This window comes from Rhizobium sp. BK316 (genome assembly GCF_014193695.1).
Taxonomy (GTDB): domain Bacteria; phylum Pseudomonadota; class Alphaproteobacteria; order Rhizobiales; family Rhizobiaceae; genus Rhizobium.
In genome coordinates, this window is the sequence record NZ_JACHZR010000005.1 from 17480 (window position 1) to 38793 (window position 21314).

Annotated in this window: 20 protein-coding genes and 1 riboswitch; of the genes, 8 read left to right on the forward strand and 12 right to left on the reverse strand. The window is 61.0% G+C overall.

Going from position 1 to position 21314, the window contains the following annotated elements; all coding sequences use genetic code 11:
- The first annotated feature begins 4 nt into the window (after positions 1–4).
- Together FHT87_RS23290 and FHT87_RS23295 are read left to right on the forward strand one after the other, a co-directional pair.
- Complete coding sequence (locus FHT87_RS23290; RefSeq protein WP_183735126.1) at positions 5–925, forward strand: nucleoside hydrolase; 921 nt, start codon at positions 5–7, stop codon at positions 923–925.
- Positions 922–2709: an adenine deaminase gene (locus FHT87_RS23295; protein ID WP_183805110.1), complete on the forward strand. Its 1788-nt coding sequence runs from the start codon at positions 922–924 to the stop codon at positions 2707–2709. Before FHT87_RS23290 ends, FHT87_RS23295 begins: the two co-directional genes overlap by 4 nt.
- A 6-nt stretch (positions 2710–2715) precedes the next feature.
- Here FHT87_RS23295 and FHT87_RS23300 read toward each other — a convergent pair whose 3' ends face one another.
- The 7 genes from FHT87_RS23300 to FHT87_RS23330 all read right to left on the reverse strand — a co-directional run bounded on the left by FHT87_RS23300 (position 2716) and on the right by FHT87_RS23330 (position 10496).
- Positions 2716–3891 (reverse strand): M20 aminoacylase family protein, encoded by a 1176-nt coding sequence (locus FHT87_RS23300; RefSeq protein WP_183805112.1) that lies wholly within the window; start codon positions 3889–3891, stop codon positions 2716–2718.
- Positions 3892–3984: 93 nt separating this feature from the next.
- Positions 3985–5490: a tripartite tricarboxylate transporter permease gene (locus FHT87_RS23305; protein WP_183735129.1), complete on the reverse strand. Its 1506-nt coding sequence runs from the start codon at positions 5488–5490 to the stop codon at positions 3985–3987.
- 9 nt (positions 5491–5499) lie between these two features.
- On the reverse strand, positions 5500–5961 hold the full coding sequence (locus tag FHT87_RS23310) for a tripartite tricarboxylate transporter TctB family protein (protein ID WP_183735130.1): 462 nt from the start codon (positions 5959–5961) through the stop codon (positions 5500–5502).
- Between the two features lie 97 nt (positions 5962–6058).
- Positions 6059–7042 (reverse strand): tripartite tricarboxylate transporter substrate-binding protein, encoded by a 984-nt coding sequence (locus FHT87_RS23315; RefSeq protein WP_183735131.1) that lies wholly within the window; start codon positions 7040–7042, stop codon positions 6059–6061.
- 167 nt (positions 7043–7209) lie between these two features.
- The gene (locus FHT87_RS23320; RefSeq protein ID WP_183805427.1) at positions 7210–7362 is read right to left on the reverse strand and encodes a hypothetical protein; all 153 of its coding nucleotides are present in this window, start codon (positions 7360–7362) and stop codon (positions 7210–7212) included.
- 48 nt (positions 7363–7410) lie between these two features.
- The gene (locus FHT87_RS23325) at positions 7411–8766 is read right to left on the reverse strand and encodes a sigma-54 dependent transcriptional regulator (protein WP_183805114.1); all 1356 of its coding nucleotides are present in this window, start codon (positions 8764–8766) and stop codon (positions 7411–7413) included.
- Positions 8763–10496 carry a sensor histidine kinase gene (locus FHT87_RS23330; protein WP_246699671.1) on the reverse strand — a complete coding sequence of 578 codons (1734 nt, stop codon included), beginning with the start codon at positions 10494–10496 and terminating at the stop codon, positions 8763–8765. The genes FHT87_RS23325 and FHT87_RS23330 overlap by 4 nt, the downstream gene beginning before the upstream one ends.
- A 251-nt stretch (positions 10497–10747) precedes the next feature.
- Here FHT87_RS23330 and FHT87_RS23335 point away from each other — a divergent pair, with 251 nt between their 5' ends.
- Positions 10748–11410: a sulfite oxidase-like oxidoreductase gene (locus FHT87_RS23335; RefSeq protein WP_183735133.1), complete on the forward strand. Its 663-nt coding sequence runs from the start codon at positions 10748–10750 to the stop codon at positions 11408–11410.
- Here the strand turns inward: FHT87_RS23335 and FHT87_RS23340 are convergent.
- From FHT87_RS23340 to FHT87_RS23350, 3 genes are all read right to left on the reverse strand, one after another.
- Complete coding sequence (locus FHT87_RS23340; protein WP_183805118.1) at positions 11395–12000, reverse strand: hypothetical protein; 606 nt, start codon at positions 11998–12000, stop codon at positions 11395–11397. The genes FHT87_RS23335 and FHT87_RS23340 overlap by 16 nt on opposite strands.
- 87 nt (positions 12001–12087) lie before the next feature.
- Positions 12088–12822 (reverse strand): CbtA family protein, encoded by a 735-nt coding sequence (locus tag FHT87_RS23345; RefSeq protein ID WP_183805120.1) that lies wholly within the window; start codon positions 12820–12822, stop codon positions 12088–12090.
- 13 nt (positions 12823–12835) lie between these two features.
- Complete coding sequence (locus tag FHT87_RS23350; protein ID WP_183735136.1) at positions 12836–13045, reverse strand: CbtB-domain containing protein; 210 nt, start codon at positions 13043–13045, stop codon at positions 12836–12838.
- Positions 13046–13095: 50 nt separating this feature from the next.
- Positions 13096–13170, reverse strand: a riboswitch (cobalamin riboswitch).
- 106 nt (positions 13171–13276) lie between these two features.
- Here FHT87_RS23350 and FHT87_RS23355 point away from each other — a divergent pair.
- Positions 13277–13822: a histidine phosphatase family protein gene (locus FHT87_RS23355; RefSeq protein ID WP_183805121.1), complete on the forward strand. Its 546-nt coding sequence runs from the start codon at positions 13277–13279 to the stop codon at positions 13820–13822.
- Positions 13823–14159: 337 nt separating this feature from the next.
- Here the strand turns inward: FHT87_RS23355 and FHT87_RS23360 are convergent, their stop codons facing one another.
- Complete coding sequence (locus FHT87_RS23360) at positions 14160–14513, reverse strand: hypothetical protein (RefSeq protein ID WP_183735138.1); 354 nt, start codon at positions 14511–14513, stop codon at positions 14160–14162.
- Between the two features lie 414 nt (positions 14514–14927).
- Here FHT87_RS23360 and FHT87_RS23365 point away from each other — a divergent pair, with 414 nt between their 5' ends.
- The 3 genes from FHT87_RS23365 to FHT87_RS23375 all read left to right on the forward strand — a co-directional run bounded on the left by FHT87_RS23365 (position 14928) and on the right by FHT87_RS23375 (position 20313).
- Complete coding sequence (locus FHT87_RS23365) at positions 14928–16499, forward strand: bifunctional diguanylate cyclase/phosphodiesterase (RefSeq protein WP_183805124.1); 1572 nt, start codon at positions 14928–14930, stop codon at positions 16497–16499.
- A 178-nt stretch (positions 16500–16677) separates the two neighbouring features.
- Positions 16678–17853 carry an acetate/propionate family kinase gene (locus FHT87_RS23370; RefSeq protein ID WP_183805126.1) on the forward strand — a complete coding sequence of 392 codons (1176 nt, stop codon included), beginning with the start codon at positions 16678–16680 and terminating at the stop codon, positions 17851–17853.
- A 72-nt stretch (positions 17854–17925) separates the two neighbouring features.
- The gene (locus FHT87_RS23375) at positions 17926–20313 is read left to right on the forward strand and encodes a phosphoketolase family protein (protein WP_183805128.1); all 2388 of its coding nucleotides are present in this window, start codon (positions 17926–17928) and stop codon (positions 20311–20313) included.
- Positions 20314–20390: 77 nt separating this feature from the next.
- Here FHT87_RS23375 and FHT87_RS23380 read toward each other — a convergent pair whose 3' ends face one another.
- Positions 20391–20783: a hypothetical protein gene (locus FHT87_RS23380; protein WP_246699669.1), complete on the reverse strand. Its 393-nt coding sequence runs from the start codon at positions 20781–20783 to the stop codon at positions 20391–20393.
- 339 nt (positions 20784–21122) lie between these two features.
- Here FHT87_RS23380 and FHT87_RS23385 point away from each other — a divergent pair, with 339 nt between their 5' ends.
- The gene (locus FHT87_RS23385; protein WP_183805428.1) at positions 21123–21311 is read left to right on the forward strand and encodes a hypothetical protein; all 189 of its coding nucleotides are present in this window, start codon (positions 21123–21125) and stop codon (positions 21309–21311) included.
- The last annotated feature ends 3 nt before the right edge of the window (positions 21312–21314 follow it).

Here is a 21314-nt window from a genome sequence, read left to right on the forward strand (position 1 = left end):
GATCATGGGTGTTTGGATCGACACGGACATGGGTTTCGACGACATCGCCGCCATCATGGTGGTGATGAACGCCGAGCACGACATCGATGGCGTCTCGTTGGTCTTCGGCAATGCGCCGCTGCCGCAGGTACGCACCAATGCAGCGGGTGCTGCAAAGGCCTTCGGCTGGAAATTTCCGATTCACACCGGCCGGGATATGCCCGTGCTCGGCAAACTTGAGACCGCGCAGGCGATCCTCGGCGAAAGCGGTATTCCAACGACGGGAAAACACCTGCCGCCGACCCCGATCCTGCCAGACAGCGATGCCTTCCTTGCCCTCTGCCGCTGGCTGGAGCTGGAAGGCCCGCATCGCATCCTGGCGCTTGGTCCGCTGACGAATATCGCCGCGCTGGCGCTCGCCCGGCCCGATCTGGCAACCCGCATCACCGAACTCGTCTGGATGGGCGGCGGCGTCACCTCGGGCAACCACACGGCCTCTGCAGAATTCAATGCGCTCGCCGATCCGGAAGCGCTGGCGATCGTCATCGCCCACAAGCTGCCGCTACGCATGGTCGATCTCGATCTCTGCCGCAAGGTGCTTGCCAAGGCTGAGGATGCCGATCCAGTGCGCGCTGCCGGCGGCGCAAATGCCGAACTGATCGCCGACATGTTCGCTGGCTATATCAGGATCGGCACCAGCCGCGGTCGCCCCGCCATGGCGATCTACGACCCTTCGGCTGCCGTCGCCTTCGTCGCTCCGCAGGTGGTGAGCTTCCGCCCTGCCCGCATCGATGTGGAATTACAGGGACAGCACACGCGTGGGCGTACGATCGTTGAAACCCGTGCCACCCATGCAACGTTCAATGCACAGTTCGCTGCCGACATCGACGCCGATATGGCGCGTGTCATCATTCTCGCCGCCCTGGTCAACGAGGCCCGCAAATGACCGCCAACTTGCGCCAGGAACCCGCCGATCTCAACGAACCGGCCTTCCGCGCCCGCGCCGTCGCTGCGGCCCGCGGCGACAGCCCCTTCGATATGCTCGTTACCGGCGGCCGTATCCTCGATGCCGTGACCGGCCTGACCCGCGAGGCCGATATCGGCCTCGTCGGTGCTTTGATTGCGAGCGTGCACGCGCCAGCAAGCCGCACCGATGCCGCTGATGTAATCGACGCGACCGGTAGCATCATCTCTCCCGGCCTTATCGATACGCATATGCATATCGAAAGCTCGATGGTCACGCCGGCCGAATATGCTGAAGCCGTGTTGCCGCGCGGCGTCACGACGATCGTCTGGGACCCGCACGAGTTCGGCAATGTCCATGGCCTTGACGGCGTGCGCTGGGCGATCGAAGCTTCGCGCAATCTGCCGCTGCGCATGATCCTGCTTGCTCCCTCCTGCGTTCCCTCTGCCCCTGGGCTTGAACTGGCCGGCGCGGATTTCGATGCCAACCTCATCACCGAGCTGCTGCGCTCTCCGGTGATCGGCGGTGTCGCTGAGGTCATGAACATGCGAGGCGTCATCGACAGCGACCCGCGCATGACAGCAATCGTCAATGCCGGCCTAACCTCCGGCAAGCTCGTCTGCGGCCATGCCCGCGGGCTGGAGGGTGACGACCTCAATGCCTTCATGGCCGCTGGTGTCACCTCCGATCACGAACTTACCTCGGGCGCTGACCTCCTGCAGAAGCTCGCAGCCGGGATGACGATCGAGCTGCGTGGCTCTCATGATCATCTGCTGAAGGAATTCGTCGATGCGCTTGATGGCATCGGCCACCTTCCGCCGACCGTCACGCTGTGCACTGACGACGTCTTCCCCGATGAGCTCTACCAGAATGGCGGCCTCGATGATGTGGTGCGCCGCCTCGTGCGTTACGGCATGCGCCCGGAATGGGCGCTGCGTGCGGCAACCTTCAACGCCGCCCAGCGGCTGAAGCGCTCCGATCTTGGCCTGATCGCTCCTGGCCGCCGCGCCGATCTCGTGCTGTTCGAGGATATGAGCGAATTCAAAGCCCGCGCCGTCATCGCCAATGGCCGCCTGGTTGCCGAAGATGGCGCAGTGAAGGATCCGATCCAGCCACTCGATGCCGGTCCGCTGATGCAGTCGGTCAAGCTCGCACCGTTTGCCGACGATGATTTCCGCATTCCCGCGAAAGGAAGCAAGGTACGCCTCGCAACGATCGACCGCCCGCGCTTTACCCAGTGGGGCGAAGCCGAGGCAGATATTCGCGACGGTTTCGTCGTGCCGCCGACCGGCAGCGCCATGCTCGCGGTCGCACATCGCCACGGACTGGCAGATGGCAAGCCGCGTGTCGGCTTCCTGACCGGTTGGGGTGAATGGCACGGCGCCTTCTGCACCACCGTCTCGCATGACAGCCACAACCTCACCGTCTTCGGTGGAAATGCGCGAGACATGGCGCTTGCAGCAAACGCCGTCATCGAAGTCGGCGGCGGCATGGCCGTGGTAAAGGACGGCCGCGTCGAAGTCCTCTTGCCCCTGCCGCTCTCCGGCCTCGTAACCGATGCCTCCCTGCAGGAAACCGCCAACAGCTTCACCGCCATCCGCAAGGCCATGGAAAAGATCGTCGGCTGGAAGCCGCCCTATCTGGTCTTCAAGGCCTGCTTCGGCGCGACGCTTGCCTGCAATATCGGCCCGCACCAGACCGACCGCGGCATTGCCGACGTCATCACGGGCAAGGTGATGGAAAGCCCGATATTGGAGACCTTTTGACGCAGCTTACGCCTCAGCCTTGAGTTCCCGCTCCACCAGCGACACCCAATAAGCCGCACCATATCCGAGCGCCTCGTCATTGAAGTCGTAGGCAGTGTTGTGATGCAGCGCTCCATCGACAGCCGGACCGTTGCCGAGCCAGACATAACAGCCTGGAGCATTCTGCCCGAAGAACGCGAAATCGTCGCCGGCGGTGGATGGCGGAAAGCTCGTACGCACCTTCTCGCCAAAGACCGCCTGCGCAGCACCGAGCGCCCGTGCAGTCGCATCCGCATCATTGACGACGGGCGGAATACGGCGTTCGAATTCATAGTCTACCGAAATACCGAACATCGCGGCCGTACCCTGCGCCAGGCGGCCAATTTCCGTTTCGAGCCGGTCCCGCACTTCGGGCGAATAGGCGCGCGCCGTTCCGCCGATCTCGACGATATCAGGAATGACGTTCAATGCCTTGGGATTACCGGCCTGTATCGAACAGGCGCTGACGACAGCCGGCTGAAGCGGATCGACGACGCGCCCGACGATCGTCTGAAGAGACGACAGGAAAGTGCCGGCAGCCGTGATCGGATCGCGGCCGAGATGCGGCTTTGCGCCATGCGTGCCAGTGCCTCGGAAGGTAATCCGCCAGCTATCGGATGAGGCAAGCTGCGGCCCCCCGACGACAGCGATCTCATCAACGGCAAGCCCGGGCATATTGTGCAGCCCATAAACGGCATCGCAGGGAAACTGCTTGAACAGCCCCTCCTCCACCATACGCCTCGCCCCGCCGCGGCCCTCCTCGGCCGGCTGAAAGATGAAATGAACCGTGCCGGAAAACCCGCGCGTTTCGGCGAGATAGCGCGCCGCGCCGAGCAGCATCGTCGTATGCCCGTCATGACCACAAGCATGCATCTTGCCCGGCACTGTCGATTTATAAGGCCGCTCCGCTGTCTCCGGCATGGCGAGAGCGTCCATGTCTGCCCTCAGCCCGATCGTGCGCGTGCCATTGCCGATCTGCAGCGTGCCGACGACACCGGTACTGCCGAGGCCGCGATGCACCTTGATACCGGCCTCCTTCAGAAGCTTGGCGACGACATCGCTGGTGCGCTCCTCTTCGAAGCCGAGTTCGGGGTGGGCATGGAGGTCTCGGCGGAGGGAGGTCAGAAAGGGCAGATCGTTGCTGATCCGGGCGGGAATGCTCATGAGCCTGGATATCCTGTAAAACGAAAACGGGCGCCCGACGGCGCCCGCATCAGATCACTCTTTTTTCAACAAACGGGCCGTCAGCGCAAGCCCTCACGCCTCTTCGACGAAGACCTCTTCACGCTTGCGCTTGACGCTCGGCAGGAAGACGATGATCAGCACCGCCACGGCGATCGCCAGCAGAATGGCACTGATCGGCCGTGTGACGAAGGTCATCGCATCGCCGCGTGACAGGATCATGGCCCGTCGCAGGTTTTCCTCCAGCAGCGGCCCGAGTACGAAGCCGAGCAAGAGCGGCGCCGGCTCGCAGCGAAGCTTGGCGAGCACATAGCCGATGAGACCGAAGAAGGCTACGGCATAGAGGTCGTAAACGTTGGAATTGACGCTGTAGACCCCGATCGAGCAGAAGGCCATGATGACGGGGAATAGCACGTAATAGGGGACTGTCAGGAGTTTCACCCACAAGCCGATCAGCGGCAAGTTGAGGATGACGAGCATAAGGTTGCCGATCCACATGGAGGCGATGATACCCCAGAAAAGCGCCGGCTGCTCCGTCGCCACGTTCGGTCCTGGCACGATGCCCTGGATGATCATTGCACCGACCATCAGCGCCATGACCGGATTTGCCGGAATCCCGAGCGTCAGGAGTGGAATGAACGACGTCTGCGCACCGGCATTATTGGCCGATTCCGGCCCTGCAACGCCGGCGACCGCGCCGTGGCCGAACTCCTGCGGCCTCTTGGAGACACGCTTTTCCACCGTATAGGAGGCGAACGAGGCGAGGATCGCCCCGCCGCCCGGCAGGATGCCGAGCGCCGAGCCGATGACTGTGCCGCGAATGACCGGCGCGATCATCTCCTTGAACTCTTCCTTCGACGGCAGGAGCCCGGAGACTTTCGCCATCAGCACCGTACGGGTCTTCTCACCTTCCAGATTGCGCAGGATTTCCGCAATACCGAAGACGCCGACGGCAAGCGCCACGAAATTCAGGCCGTCGGCATATTCGCGTATGCCGAGCGTGAAACGCGGCGTACCGGTATAGATATCCGTGCCCACGAGGCCGAGCAGCAGTCCAAGCGCCACCATTGCCAGCGCCTTGACGACCGAGCCATGGGCCAGCGCGATCGAGGATACGAGACCGACGATCATCAGCGAGAAATATTCGGCCGAACCGAATTGCAGTGCAATCGCCGTCAGTGGCGGAGCAAAGACAGCCACGAGGAAGGTCGATACCGAGCCAGCGAAGAAGGAGCCGAGCGCGGCAATTGCAAGCGCCGCACCCGCCCTGCCCTTGCGCGCCATCTGATAGCCGTCGATGGCTGTCACTGCCGAGGAAGATTCACCGGGCATGTTGATGAGGATTGCCGTCGTCGAGCCGCCATATTGTGCGCCGTAATAGATGCCGGCGAGCATGATGAGCGAGGAGACCGGCTCGAGCTGGAAGGTGATCGGCAGCAGCATGGCGATCGTTGCCGTGGCGCCAATACCGGGCAGCACGCCGATCAGCGTGCCGAGCAGCACGCCGATCAGGCAGAAGAACAGGTTTTCCGGGCTTGCCGCGGTGTAGAAACCGAGAGCGAGATTGCTGAAGAGTTCCATACCCGCCTCCTAGAACCGGACCCAGGGGCCAAAACGTTCGAACGGCAGCCCGAGCGCATAGCTGAAGACCCCAACCGAAAAGACCGCCAGCAGCAGCGAAAGAACCAGCGCGAACAGCACGTTCATGCGACTGGATGCAAAGCAGGCGATGAAGGCCGTCAGGAAAATTGCCGGCGCAAAACCGAGCCCGCGAACTGTTAGTCCGAAAAAGACCGGCGCCGGCAGGATGAAGAGCATGCCGCGCCAGGCGAACGGCTCGATCGGCTCCCCCTGAACCCGCACCGCCTGCACGAGAATGATCAGGCCGAGCAGCACGAGGATGCCGGACAGGACGAGCGGGAAGTAGCCAGGTCCCATGCGCAGCGCTGTACCGATTTCGAGGTTCAGCGACTGATAGGCAAAGAAGGCACCGGTTGCGGCGAGCAAGGCGCCGCAGATGACATTGGTGGTGTCGAAACTGAGAGATTTCATGATGTCTCCTGGTGTTGGAGATGGAGCGTCGCGACGGACATCGAATTACGCAGACACCCTCCTCCCGATCGGGAGGAGGGTGTAGATGCGGTCGGGTTCAGTCCGCGTATTCGCCGGCAGCTTCGATGACGGGCTTCCAGCGGGCGATCTCGCTCTCAAGCTTCGCCTTGAGCGCTGCCGGCGTCGCATCGGCCTCTGAAGACGGAGCGGTGCCGAGCTCGGCAAAGCGGGCGGCGACGTTCTGGTCCTTCAGCGCGACCTGCAGCGCCTTCGACAAGCGCTCATTGATTTCGGCCGGCGTGCCCTTCGGCGTGTAAATGCCGTGCCAGATGCCAACCTCGAAGCCCGGCAGGCCGGCTTCGACGGCGGTCGGAATGTCCTTGAGCACATCGAGGCGGGCCGGCGATGTCACTGCATAGGCCTTGATCGTACCGCCCTTGATCTGCTTCGTCGTATTGGTCGTCTGGTCGCACATGATATCGACCTGGCCGCCGAGAAGGTCAGTCATGGCCGGGCCGGTTCCCTTGTAGGGAACGGTCGTGAGCGGTGTCTGGATGGCGCTCATGAACATCATGCCGCAAAGGTGGGATGCCGCACCGATACCGGCATTGGCGACGGTGACCTTGTCCTTGTTCGCCTTCACATAGTCGATCAGGCCCTTCAGATCGGCCGGTTCGAAATCCTTGCGGGCAACGATCGTCATCGGAACATCGGTGACGAGACCGACATAGTCGAAGGCGTTCAGCGTGTCATAGGCGAGCTTGCGGTAAAGCGTAGCGCTGGTCGCCATGCCGATATGGTGCAGCAGGATCGTGTAGCCGTCCGGATCGGCATCGGCGACTCGCCCAGCACCGAGCGTGCCGCCAGCCCCACCGACGTTTTCAACGACGATCTGTTGGCCGAGATCCTTCGACATGGATTCTGCAACGAGGCGCGCAACAGTATCGGTCGGTCCACCGGCGGAGAAAGGCACGACCATGGTGATGCTGCGTTCGGGATAGGTCTGCGCCGAAGCGGCGTGAGCGAGAAGCGAAACGGCAGCGGCGGCGGTCACGCCAAGCATGGCCTTCAGGATTTTCATCGTTTTCCTCCCTGATGAAAATGACTAGTCCCGCCGGCACATCCTCCGCACCGGCTCGGATGGCTCATTTGCACGCCTGCGACTGGCTGCCGCAATCGCGGCGCGAAGAAAGGAACGACGATTTTGCGACAGTGCGCCGCAGCATGGGTTGATTTGGAAACAATTGGTTAAAGCGATGGGTGGAAATCCACCCATCGTTGTCCTGACCGGTTGGGCGGCAGAACGACCTCGCCGGTTTCCAGCAGCGATTTGAGGCTGGAAAGAATTTGCGGCCACCCGCCGGATACGGCACCGATGAACTTGGAGCCCTCGACCGGCATCGAGAACACCCTGAAAACAGGCGATCACATTCAAAAATCGGAATTGGATCAGAGCTCGCGGCGCGTCTCGCCGGTCATCTCATTGGCCAGCAGCTTCTTGTCGAGACCGTATTTCTGCATCTTCTCATAAAGCGTTTTGCGCGAAATGCCGAGCGATTCATAGACCGGCTTCAGGCTGCCGCCATGGGCGACAAGCGCAGTTGCAATCACGCCGCGCTCGAATTCGGCGACACGTTCGGCAAGCCCCGCAGCCTCGGCCTGCCTGCCGCCCCCGTCGAGGCCAAGTACGAAACGGTCAGCGGCATTGCGCAATTCACGGACATTGCCTGGCCACTCGCGCTGCCCGATGTCGGAAATCACATCCGGCGGCACGGCCATCTCATCCTTGCCGTAGCGTGCTGCCGCCTCCCTGACGAGTTGCATGAAAAGCAGTGGGATGTCTGCCCGGCGTTGCGAAAGCGACGGCACGTGAAGGGTCGCGACATTCAGGCGATAGAGAAGATCGGCGCGGAACCGTCCATCAGCGACCTCCGCTTCCAGATCGACCTTGCTTGTCGCGATGAATCGCACATCGAGCGGCACGATCTCGTTCGAACCGAGCCGCGAAATCACCCTCTCCTGCAGCACCCGCAGGAACTTCGCCTGCAGATCGACCGGCATGGAGCCGATCTCATCGAGAAGGATGGTGCCGCCGCGTCCATGTTCGAACTTGCCGTAACGAGGCCGCACCGCGCCCGGGAAGGCGCCGGCCTCGTGGCCGAAAAGCTCGCTTTCGATTAGGTTTGCCGGCAGTGCCGCACAATTGATGGCGATGAACGGTCGGCTCGCCCTTGCACTGATATCGTGCAGCGCACGCGCCACCACTTCCTTGCCGGCTCCTGTGTCACCGACAATAAGCGTGTCGGCATCGCTCGCCCCGATCGCACGGATGCGGTATCGCAGATCGACCATGATCTGGGTGCGCCCCGGCAGCCGCGCCTCGATATCATCGCGCTTGCCGGCAACTGCCTTCAGCAGCCGGTTTTCAAGCACGAGGCCGCGCCGCTCCATGGCGCGGCGGATGACGCCGGCAAGCATCTGCGGCGTAAACGGCTTCTCGATGAAGTCATAGGCACCCTCGCGCATCGCCTTGACGGCAAGCTGCACATCGCCATGGCCGGTGACGAGAATGACAGGCACTTCAGTATCGAGCTCCCGAATCTTCTGCATCAGCGTCATGCCGTCCATGCCGGGCATGCGAATATCGGTGACGACGACACCCGGAAAACTGTAGCCGATCAGCTCCAGCACATGATCCGCGTTCGAAAACGTCTCGACGCTGAAACCCGATAGTTCCAGCGCCTGCGCCGTCGAACGGCGCAGTTCCTCCTCGTCGTCGACGAGCAATATCTTCTGTTCGTTCATTCCGCCGCCTCCGGCACCATACCTGCCGCCGCCGAAAGCTCGATACGGAATACTGCCCCACCCTCCGGATGGTTGGAGACGGTCAGGCTGCCACCGAAATCCTTGATGATGTTGTAGGAGATGGAAAGCCCGAGCCCGAGCCCCTTGCCGACGCCTTTGGTAGTGAAGAAGGGATCGAAAATACGCTCCGTAATCGCCGGCGGCACGCCCGGCCCATGATCGCGTACGGTCAGGATCACCCTGCCCGTCTCTTCGGATGCCGAAACCTCGATACGCCGATCCTCCAACCCCTCGACCGCATCCGCCGCATTCGAGATCACATTGACCAGCACCTGCTGCAGACGCACCGAGCCGGCTTTGACCACCGGCGGCCGCGCCCCAAGATGCAGCCGGAGATCGGCATCAGCGGCCTTCAGCCGCCAGGCGATGATCTCCAGCGTGTCGCGGATCGCCTCGTCGAGCGGTACCGGACCGAGCTTCTCATTGGGCTTGCGCGCAAAATTGCGCAGGTGCCGGCTGATTGAGGCCATGCGGTCGATCAGCCCGCCGATGCGCTGGATATTATCCTGCGCTTCGGCAGTGCGGCCGCGCTCCAGCAGAACGGCGGCGCTGTCCGTATAAGTCTTGGCGGCGGCGAGCGGCTGGTTGAACTCATGCGAGAGCGCCGCCGACATCTGCCCAAGCCCGGCAAGCTTGCCCGCCTGAATGAGATCGGCCTGTGTCTGGCGCAGTTGCTGCTCTGTCAGACGCCGCTCGGCGATCTCCTCCTCGATGCGGCTGTTGACGCGAGCAAGGTCGGCCGTACGCTCATCGACCCGCCGCTCCAGCTCGTTCTGCGCCTCGGCCTGCAATTGCAGGCGCTCCGCAAGCCGCATGCGTCGCTGCCGCAGAACGGCGAATGTAAGCGCGGCAATACACAGAACAAGGAAGACCACAACCAGTGCCGTGCGGGCCTGCGTCCGGATGGAACTCGTGTCCATCAGCACGTTCACCGTCCAGTCTTCGGCCGGCATGTAATGCGAAAGGACGAGATATTCGCTCTGCCTGCGATCGCCGGCGAGCGTCATCAGGTCATGATCCTCGAAGCGATGGCGGATGACCGGCAGCTCGACGAGCTTGGCATTGGCATAACGCCGCGATGCCTCGGTACGCGCCACGCGATCTGCACTCAGGGGCAGAATCGCCCCGTAAAGCCAGTCCGGACTGTCAGACATGAAGATGATGCCCTCGGGATCGGAGACGAAGATACGGTACTCACCGCCGCTCCAGGAGGATTCGATCACATCGATATCCACCTTGAAGACGATGACGCCGCGGATTTCCCCTTCGACCCAGATCGGCGAAGAGAAATAATAGCCGCGCTTCAGCGAGGTCGTGCCGAGTGCGTAGAAGCGTGCATGATGCCCGCCGATCGCCTCCTGGAAATACGGTCGGTAGCTGAAGTTTTCACCGACGAAACTGCCGGGGTTGTCAAAATTGCTGGCGGCGATCGTCTCACCATCCGGCCGCACGACATAGATGTCGGAGGATTTCAGGAGCCCGTTGATTTCCTTTAGGTAGAGATTGGCATTGTCGCGCAGCGACCGATCATCCGGCCGGGTGACGAGATCCTTGATATCGTCGTGATCGGCGATCAGCGCAGGCAAGGCCTCGTAGCGGCTGAGATGGCCGCTAAGTGCGGAAACCGCAAGCCTGAGCGCCGTGCCCGCCTGCGCGGAGGCTTCACCCATATAGGCGCGCGTGGCGACCGCGCTCCCGTAATAGAAGAAAGCGAAAACAAGCAAGGGTGCAGCGCAGAGCGCCACAATGACACGATAGCGCGAAGACAGAGTCTTGCTCCTCCCTTTCCGCCTCCGCTCCCCGTGGAGGCATAAACCCGACGCTTCGAGTGTAATGAGCACGGTTAGGATTTCCAAGAGGCGCCGAAACTTGACACATGTCAGGCGCGGATGTCTGATTGCTGCACCGCAAGGAGACCCTCATGAGCGACGACCAGATCCCCGATGACAGCAAGCTCACGACGTCCAAGCGCCGCTGGGCGGCCGAGGGAAAATTTCTGACCGGTCGCATCAGCCGCCCGGAAACCGAGCGCCTGCCACCCGGCCAGCATCTGGTCAAAAACTGGCCGGTCCTCGACCTCGGCCAGCAACCGATCATTGCCATCGATAGCTGGCGCCTGGAGGTTGGCGGCCTCGTCGAGACACCGCTGGACCTGAATTGGGCGGCCTTTCAGGCACTGGAGCAGAGCGCGATGGTCAGTGACATCCACTGCGTCACCACTTGGTCGCGTTACGATAATAAATGGAAGGGTGTTTCGACCCGCGACCTGCTCGATCTCGCCATGCCGAAAGCGGAAGCCGGTTACGTCATGCTGACCAGCTATGATGGCTATACGACCAATCTGCCGCTTTCCGATTTCGCTGCCGAAGACGCCATTCTCGCCACCGCATGGGAGGGCTTGCCGCTGACCCGCGATCACGGCGGACCGATGCGCCTCGTCGTGCCGCACCTTTATTTCTGGAAAAGCGCCAAATGGCTGCGCCGCATCGATCTGCTGCCGGCCGACAAGGCCGGCTTCTGGGAAAAGAACGGCTACCATATGTATGGCGATCCGTGGCGCGAGCAGCGCTATTCGGAAGACTGAAGCCGAAGAGACCGCGTGACCGCAAAGACGCCTAAGGCGAGGATCGCTGCCAATCCGCTCAGCGAAGCCATGCTCGCCGGATGCAGCGGGATTTCACTCCAGCGCGGACCTACCACATCGGCGGTATTGAAACCTTCTCCACTGAAGCGGCAGGTTACCAGTGAAAGGCCGCGCCTGACCATGTCGGCATCGACGTCCGATGCAATCTCCCCTGCCGCAGCCGCCTCCTGCGGCATGTCGCGCAATGACATGAGCACCGCCTTTGTCGCGGCGAGATAGGCATGCGCGCATTCGTTGAACGGGCTCTCTTCATCCGTCACGCTGCCCGGTACCCCACCCCAGAGACAGTAGGAATACTGGATTTCGGCATAGTTCAGCACGCGCCGAAAAGGCTCGCTGGTATCCATTGCCCTTGAGGCGAGAGCCATAATGCGCGTGTGATAATCGGAAATGACCGCCATCTCGCCGTGAGAGATCTCAGGTACCGGCAGGCCGGCATGGCTGCCCTCGCCGCTGCGACTGTGCGCAGATGCAATGCCCGCGGTCAGCAGGGCAAGGCCGAAACAGATGGAATGCAACGCGATTTTCATAAGACGCCCCAACGTCTCGATACGGCTAACCGCGAGCCGACAGGCCCATGAGAAAAGAGGGAGCTGTCGAAACCCCTCCCTGCCATCCTATCGATAAGCCGAACGAAACCCGGTCCTCACCCCGAGGCGCCTCTCCGCCAGCGCGCCGAAGCCAAGGCCGAGCACCGACCAGAGGATCATGTGCATAGCGATCGTCGTCGTGCGAAAGCGCCACAGTAACATGGCCGAGAAATTCTCCGGCACTTCGTTGACCGGCGGCAGCAGATATTCCACGAGGCCTATGAAGACGATGAAGAGAACGCCGGCAATGATCGCCGCATTCCAGGCGCCGTAGTTCGACGTCAGCCGTCGCGCGAGAGCAATTGCTGCAACCATCGAGGCCATGGAAACGACGATCATCAGGAAGAACAGCTCGGTGCGAACGCTGATCGTATCCGAGTTGCCGACAGCCGGCGGATTGGCTGGATATTTGATTGCCGGAACAATGTCGATAGCGACGAAAGCAGCGGCCGCGATGACGGCAGAAGTGCCGCGTGCCGAAAGGCTGCTGAAGCGGCCCTGCACGAAAGCGAAGACAAGCGCGAATAGCCCGCCAACGGCGACACTATAAGCTATGACACCGGTAAAGAGGCCAGAGCCTGCCTGTGTGGCACGGCTGACGATTTCTGGTTCGGCTGCCGCGCCGGCTGCCTGCGATGTAGCCTCTTCAAAGGCAATGGCCGCATCGACGAGCGGCTCCCCGAAAAAACGCGCGAAGGCAAAAACCAAGATGCCAGCAATCAGGCCCGCGACCATACCGCGGAGCAGAAGATTTCCAACCATGTGAGGACCTCCCTTAGTGGCAGGGGAAGCCGAGAAGATGGCGGGCGTCGTGCACGAATTCGTGCACATACATGCCGTTGAAGAGCGCCATTGCGCCCTCTTCAGTACCGACGAAATAGATGGCGATGAGCATCAGCAGGCCGCCGAAGATTGCCCAAGGCAGGATCTGGCCTACGGGGATCGGCGCGGGTGACGCGATGGGCGCGAAAGTGGTGTCAGACATATATTCCTCCTGGAATGACGCGTTCAGTCGAAAATCGTGTGTGCAGTAGGGTCTGACTTCCAACGCGAAGAATTTCGACACGCTGGTCACAGTGGCGCGACCGCGCCGGACTTTCACCGGCTTCCAAACCCGCAACGTCACGGTTATATCTTTTCGTCAAAGAGACTGTCAACGAAACTTCATATGCGGGGCGGCGGCCATCCCGCCCTGTCTCCGGAGGGCGCGCGTAATATGACCACCCGGCTCACATGGATAAACCACGGCGCCACGGCGGCAAATCGCACCGCCTCCTTTCCGGTCGATGAGCCACTGGAGGAAAAGACCCTGGGCGAGGCCGCGATGCCGACACCAGGAAGGGCGGACAGGGTTTTTACGAGCCCGGCGTTGCGCGCCCGGCAGACGGCCGAGATGCTGGGTTTCGAAGCGACCGTTGCGCCGTCTCTGCGAGATTGCGACTACGGCCGCTGGGCCGGCAGGCCGCTCATGAGCCTTCACTCCGAAGAGCCCGAAAATCTTGCTCTCTGGATATCGGATCCCGAAGCCGCCCCCCACGAGGGCGAGAGCCTGCAACAGCTTGGCAGGCGCGTCACCGGCTGGATGAATGAGGAAATGCCGCTCGGCGGCCGTGTCATCGCGGTTACCCATGCAGCCGTCATCCGCGCTGCGATCCTGAATGTGCTGAAGGCACCGCCGGCCGCCTTCTGGACGATCGATATCCAGCCGCTCGGCATGGCGCGCATGACGCACGACGGCCGCCGTTGGTCGCTGCGTTTCTGAACATTCCTCGTAAATTAGTCCAGCCTTACACAAGCAAACGCGGTCATACATATTGGACCCGGAATTCCGGGCTCTACGTCCTTCCCCGAGGAGACGAAAAATGACCTATGACTGGAGTGGGGAGCGTACGCGGCGTCTGCGCATCGTGCGTGTCACAACTGTTGTCGCCGTTCTCGTCGGCGTAATGATCAGCCTACCATTGCTGATCAACGTCGCCTGAAAGTCAGAGTACGTCAAAGGCGGGCGCGCTGCGGCCGCTCGCCTTTCTCTTTGCCGATCTTATTGCTGGACCTGAGTGACCGAGACGAACGCGCTGAGCAGGCGAGGGGCCGGCGGATCAGTGTTTGCTGCCCTTTGGTATTGCGGTGTGGGTGATCGAGACCGGATCGCTGGCGGGAAAAGTGCCTTCCAGTCCCTCGTCCAGTTGCTCTTCCATCTCCTCCTCGTCACCCCGCGAACGAGCGTTTCCTAACCCGGCTGGTCGCTCGTTATCGCCCTCGCGGATTGGCGCGGTGGCGAAGCGCCTCATAACCTCTCTCGCCTTTTCCACCGCATTCAGCCGGTTCAATTGCTGGCCGCGATCACTCTTGATCTGCACGGAGACGACTTCGCCACCGTCGCCCACGAATTCAACCGTAAAACCGCCTTTGCTGCCATAGGCGGGGATGACCTGGGTGCCGACAAGTTGCATGGGATCGTCCTCTCTCGTGAACAGTCCCGGAAAACGGCTTGAGCAGCGCATTGGTTCCGCTCAGGACGGCCGGGTGCAATCAACTTTCAGCTCCAGTTCGGCCGGCACGTGCTTTGCCCCTTCCACGGCCGCGAAAAGGTCGGGAAAATCGAACGGCAGATCGCCGGGAGCCGTGACATCCGGGTGCATCCGTTAGAAGGCATAAAGCGGCTAGCGGACAAAGGTTTGAAATTGCTGGAAAAATTCGATGTCTCTTGCGCCATATCAAAGGCTGTACGGCACGAAAGGCGTGCTCGTTTTCGATGAAAGTGCGACCGAATGCGTAGCATGTTCTCCAACAATTCGCCTCCAGGTTTCAATAAACATTTCAGACTTTCATGATATTTCCGCCGCGGGATGGAGATGGAGAAGCTGATGCCAGAATTCTTCAGGACCAGGGCGGGAAGGCAATGTCTGACGATCATGGCGCTCGGTGCAGCGCTATGGATTTCAGGCGCCCTGCTGGATGTCGATAGCTGGCTCGTCAGCTTCATGAGCAACTTCGAGGACTACGGCGCCGACAAGTTTGTGCTCGCCCTCGGCATCGCCGGCGCGATGAGTTTCATCTATTCCGTGTTGCGCATTGCCGATCTTCGCAAGGAGATGCTGCTTCGCGATGCCGCCCAGGCCCGCGCCGACTGGATTGCCACCCACGACCATCTGACCAAGCTTCCGAACCGCTACGCCTTCGAACGTAAGATTCTGCCCAAGATTACCGACAAGGAGGGCAATATTCCCGACGAGGCAAGGAACAACGTCACGATCTTCTCCGTCGATCTCGATGGTTTCAAGAAAGTCAACGATCTCGTTGGCCACAAAGGCGGCGATGTCCTGCTGGTCGAAGTGGCCAAGCGCATCTGCGCGCTGGGTAATGCCGATTGCGTCTACCGCTTCGGTGGCGATGAATTCATCATCATCGCCCTCGGCATGACCGCGGCGCGGGAGGAATGGTTTGCCAAAGTGCTCATCCAGGCGGTCACACGCCCCATCCTGATCGACGGTTTTGCCGTCGAGGTCGGCGCCAGTGTAGGCTACGACCGCTGGAGCGAAGGCGCAGAGCCGCTGGAGGACGCTGCACACCGCGCCGACCTTGCCATGTATGAGGCAAAATCGCGCGGCCCCAATCATCAACTGGTCTTCGAACCGTCCATGCAGGACAAAGTAGCGGAACGCGCATCGCTGGAGACCAAGCTGCGTGGCGCCATTCAGAACAAGGCGATCAAGACCCACTACCAGCCGCTGATCGATCTCAGAAGCGGCAGCGTCTGCGGCTTCGAGGCACTGGCACGATGGACCGACGAAGACGGCATGAATATTCCGCCTCCGGTCTTCATCGGCATCGCCGAAGAAACCGGCATGATCACCGAACTGTTCGAAAACCTCCTCACCCAAGCCTGCAGCGATGCGCTTGCCTGGCCTGATCACGTCAGGCTTTCGTTCAACGTGTCGCCTGTGCAGATGGAGGACAAACTGCTTGCCTCGCGCATCCTCAAGGTGCTCGCGGCAAGTCGCCTGCCTGCCAGACGGCTGGAGGTGGAAATCACCGAAAACGCGCTGATCCAGGATCCGGCGATCGCCGCCCATATTCTCGATGAACTGCATGAGGCGGGCGTACAGATCGCGCTCGATGATTTCGGCACGGGCTATTCGAGCCTTGCGCAGCTTGCCCGTTACCGTTTCGACAAGATCAAGATCGACAAGAGCTTCATCGCCACCTGCCGGGAAGACGAGAAGCAGGAAAAAATCGTCCGCGCCATGCTTGCTCTCGGAAAAAGTCTCAACATCAAGACGACGGCGGAAGGTGTCGAGGAACATGCCCAGTTCGCCTATCTGCTGCAGCTTGGCTGCGACATCGGCCAGGGCTATCTCTTCGGCAAGGCGATGCCCGCCGCAGAGGCGGGCATCTTCATCGAAAGTCAAATTGCCAGCCTGGCCTCCACGGCCTGAACCTGAGCAATTCCAGCAGCAAAAGTGCGCGGCCAGCGACGCGTCATCCCTCGCCTGACGCCTTCCGGGGACTGGATCGACAACCAAAAATTGCTCGCCCGGACAGAAGAGGCTTCCCACCTGACGCGATGACGCTAAGTTCGTTCATCGTCACGATTGCCGGGGAGCATCAAGCAACATGCCGTCGACCGATCTTCTCCTGACCTTCAATGCCGGTTCCTCGACGGTGAAGATCGGCATCTTTTCCATTGAGGATGGCAAGGTGCGGCGCATCGGCAAGGGGGTGATCGATTTCCGCGCCGAACCCCTCGCCTTCAGTCTGAAGGAAGGTCCGCAGACCTTCGACATGCCGCTGAAGGCCGAACTCACCGATGACCTGCATGCCGTCATCGACGAGACGTTCGAACTGCTGTCGGAGCATTTCGACATCGGCAGCGTGCGCGCTGCCGGCCACCGCGTCGTTCACGGCGGCGACCACTTCACCGCAGCGACGGCGCTCGATGATACCGCGATCGAAGCGATTGACGCGCTTACGCCGCTGGCACCCCTTCATCAACCGCAGGCGCTTCGCTTCATCCGCGCGCTGAAGCACCTGAAACCGCATCTTGCCCAAACGGCCTCGTTCGATACCGCCTTTCATGCCACGCAGATCGACCTCGTCCGCCGCTTCGCCATCCCGCGCGCGCTTCACGACGAAGGTATCAAGCGCTACGGATTTCACGGCCTCTCCTACAAATTCATCGCTGGCGAGGTCGGCCGCAGGCTGTCGAATAAAGCGAAAATCGTCGCCGCCCATCTCGGCAGCGGCGCAAGCCTCTGCGCTCTGGAAAACGGTGTCAGCCGCGACTGCAGCATGGGGTTTTCCACGCTGGACGGCATACCCATGGCCACCCGGCCCGGCTGGCTCGATCCCGGCGTGATCCTGCATCTGCTGCAGCAAAAGAAGCAGTCCGTCGATCAGCTGGAAGACATGCTCTACCATCGCTCCGGCCTGCTTGGCGTCTCCGGCATCAACGCAGATACTCGCGACCTTCTCGAGGACGGAAGCCCGGAAGCGCGCGAGGCGCTCGACCTGTTCACGCTGCGCATCGCTGGCGAGATCGGCCGCATGTCGGTGACACTCGGCGGACTCGACGCCATCGTCTTTACCGCCGGGATCGGGGAGCACCAGCCGCAGATCCGCTCGGCGGTCATCCGGCATCTCGGCTGGCTCGGCCTTACGGTCGACGAAAAGGCAAATGCAGCCAATGGCTTCACGATCACGACACCCTCGAGCCGCATAACGGCGCATGTCATTGCTACGGACGAGGAACAGATCATCGCGCAGGAGGCACTCTCTATTCTTCGCTCCTGATGATCCAGATCAAGTGCGTGCCGACGCTGGCCGCTAGAATTGACGTTGAACAAGTTTAAACGGGAGAAATCCATGGAAAAGCATGTCTCGACTCCATCAGTTCTTTCAGACGCAGAACTCGCGCTCATCGACCGCTACTGGCGCGCCGCCAACTATCTCTCAGTCGGCCAAATTTATCTTCTTTCCAATCCTCTCCTGCGCCAGCCCCTGAAGCCCGAACATATCAAGCCCCGCCTGCTCGGCCACTGGGGCACGACACCTGGCCTCAACTTCATCTACGCGCATCTGAACCGTGTCATCCGCGCCCGCGATCTCGATATCATCTATATGTGCGGTCCCGGTCATGGTGGGCCGGGCATGGTCGCCAATACCTATCTGGAAGGCATCTATAGCGAGATCTATCCCGATATAACCGAGACGGAAGAGGGCATGCGCAAGCTTTTCCGCCAGTTCTCCTTCCCCGGTGGGATTCCGAGCCACGCGGCGCCGGAAACGCCCGGCTCCATCCATGAGGGCGGAGAGCTCGGCTATGCGCTCGTTCATGCCTATGGCGCGGCCTTCGACAATCCCGATCTGATCGTCGCCTGCGTCATCGGCGACGGCGAAGCCGAAACCGGCCCGCTGGCGGCAAGCTGGCATTCCAACAAGTTTCTGAACCCCGCCCACGACGGCGCCGTTCTGCCGATCCTGCATTTGAACGGCTATAAGATCGCCAACCCGACAGTTCTCGGTCGTGCCGGTGACGAGGATCTAATGCATCTCTTCGAAGGCTACGGCTACGAGCCTTTCTTCGTCGAAGGCCACGAACCGGCCAAAATGCATCAGCAGATGGCCGCGACCTTCGAGAAAGTCTTCGACCGTATCCGCGCCATCCAGAAGGAAGCTCGCGACGGCAAGGCGCCGCAGGCCTGCCCGCGCTGGCCGATGATCGTGCTGCGCAGCCCCAAGGGTTGGACTGGCCCGAAGGAAGTGGACGGCAAGAAGGTCGAAGGCTTCTGGCGCGCCCATCAAGTGCCGGTCTCCAATTGCCGGGAGAATGACGAACACCGGAAAATTCTCGAAGACTGGATGCGCAGTTACGATCCTGAAGACCTCTTCGATGCCTCCGGCACGCTGAAGCCGGAACTGCGGGCACTTGCCCCGTCGGGCGAGCGCCGCATGGGCGCCAATCCACATGCCAATGGCGGCATTCTGCGCAAGGAATTGATCGCACCCGATATCCGCGCCTATGAGGTGAAGGTGGAAAAGCGCGGCGATGCCATGGTGCAATCCACCGAAATCCTCGGCCACTACCTGCGTGATACGCTGACGCTCAACAAGGCCAATGCGAACTTCCGCATTTTCGGCCCCGACGAAACGGAATCAAACCGCCTTGGCAGCGTCTTCGAGGTCACCGACCGCGTCTGGATGGAGGAGATCGAACCTTATGATGTCGGCCTCTCCCGCGATGGCCGCGTCATGGAGGTTCTGAGCGAGCATCTTTGCCAGGGATGGCTGGAAGGCTACCTGCTGACGGGCCGGCACGGTCTCTTTTCCTGCTACGAGGCCTTCATCCACATCATCGACTCGATGTTCAACCAGCATGCCAAATGGTTGAAGGTCACCCGGGAGCTGGAGTGGAGGAAGCCGATCTCCTCGCTGAACTATCTCCTGACCTCGCATGTCTGGCGGCAGGACCATAACGGCTTTTCGCATCAGGACCCCGGCTTCGTCGATCTCGTCGCCAACAAGAAGGCCGATATCGTCCGCATCTACCTGCCGCCGGATGCCAACACCCTGCTCTGGGTCGGCGATCATTGCCTTAGGACTTATGACCGCATCAACGTCATCGTTGCCGGCAAACAGCCCGAACCGCAATGGCTGACCATGGATGAGGCGGTGAAGCATTGTGAGGCTGGTATCGGCATCTGGGACTGGGCGAGCCATGAGGACGATACGGTGGCGCCCGATGTCGTCATGGCCTGTGCCGGCGACGTGCCGACCATGGAAACGCTCGCCGCCGTCGATCTGCTGCACCAGCATGTCCCAGAACTGAAGATCCGCACGGTGAATGTCGTCGACCTGCTTGCCCTGCAATCGAAAGACCAGCATCCGCACGGCCTGACGGACGAGGTCTTCGACGCGATCTTCACGTCGGACAGGCCTGTGATCTTCGCCTATCACGGCTATCCTTACCTCATCCACCGGCTGACCTATAAACGCACCAACCACCGCAATATCCATGTGCGCGGCTTCATAGAGGAGGGCACGACGACCACGCCCTTCGACATGACCGTGCTCAACGAGCTCGACCGCTTCCACCTCGCGATCGAGGCGATCGAGCGCGTTCCGGGCCTGAAGGAAAAAGTCCCAGAAGTGCTGGAAAGCCTGAGAGCCAAACTCGTCGAGCATCATGCCTATGTCCGCGAATATGGTGAGGATATGCCCGACGTTCGCGACTGGAAATGGCCCGCGGCCTGAGAGGAAGTTAACCTGCATGAAAAGGGCCGCACGGAAACCGCGCGGCCCTTCCCCAGCCGTGATGCAGGGTCACAATATTATTGTCCGCTCTGCGTGCCGCTTGGCGTGGTCACGCCCGTCGGACCACCACCGCTACCGTCAGGTGTCGGATCGCGGTCGGTGGCTTCCGGAGGCTTGATGGAGCCGGTTGCCGGATTATTGTCGAATGTGCCCTGGCCCGAGGGCTGCGCGTTGATCGGGTCCTGGGTCGTGGACGCGGTCGAAGCCGGTTCGTTGGTCGTGCCTGGCCAGATGGCAAAACTCGCCGCAGCGATCAGAATGACCAGAATGCCAGCTGCCAACACACCCCAGAGCGAAACACTGCGCCGCTCATCGGCAAGCGTTTTTTCCTCTTCATAGGATGCCTGCCCGAGCGGCATGCCTGTATTCTCATCCACAATTCGGTTCTTGTCGTCACCATATTGGGTCATCGCTTGATCCTCCAATCTGTGCGAGAGAAACCAAATTGGCGGGAAGATGTTCCATCGAGCCCGCTCTACGCAGTCCATCCCTCCCGGCATCACATACCGGCCAAGGTCAACGCCTTTATCCAATTCTGCCTCGAACTCATCAGCGACTAAAGAAATTCCAGCAAAAGTTCTGCGTCCGGAATCACGTGAAAACAAAGAGATGGAGCGTTCCGTATTTCGGGGAAAATGGAAATGCTCATCGGTCTTCGAAAGTTGGTGACAACCTTTCAGCCCATGTTCCGAACCCACTGAAACGTAGGCTATGAAATTCCACAACTGGAAACACCGCCGAGGAAAGCCATGAAGGGTTTCGCCACCAGCCTCACTGCCTCCCGCCTGGAGGAAACGCTGGCCTTCTACATGACACCGGAGGCAGGCAGCCGCAACGAAGCCGACGACAACAGCGAGAAAAGCGGAGCGGTGTCCACCAAGACGGCAGATCACATCGCCGGGCGCACGACACCCCTCGCGGCGCTGACGGAAAACTGAGCC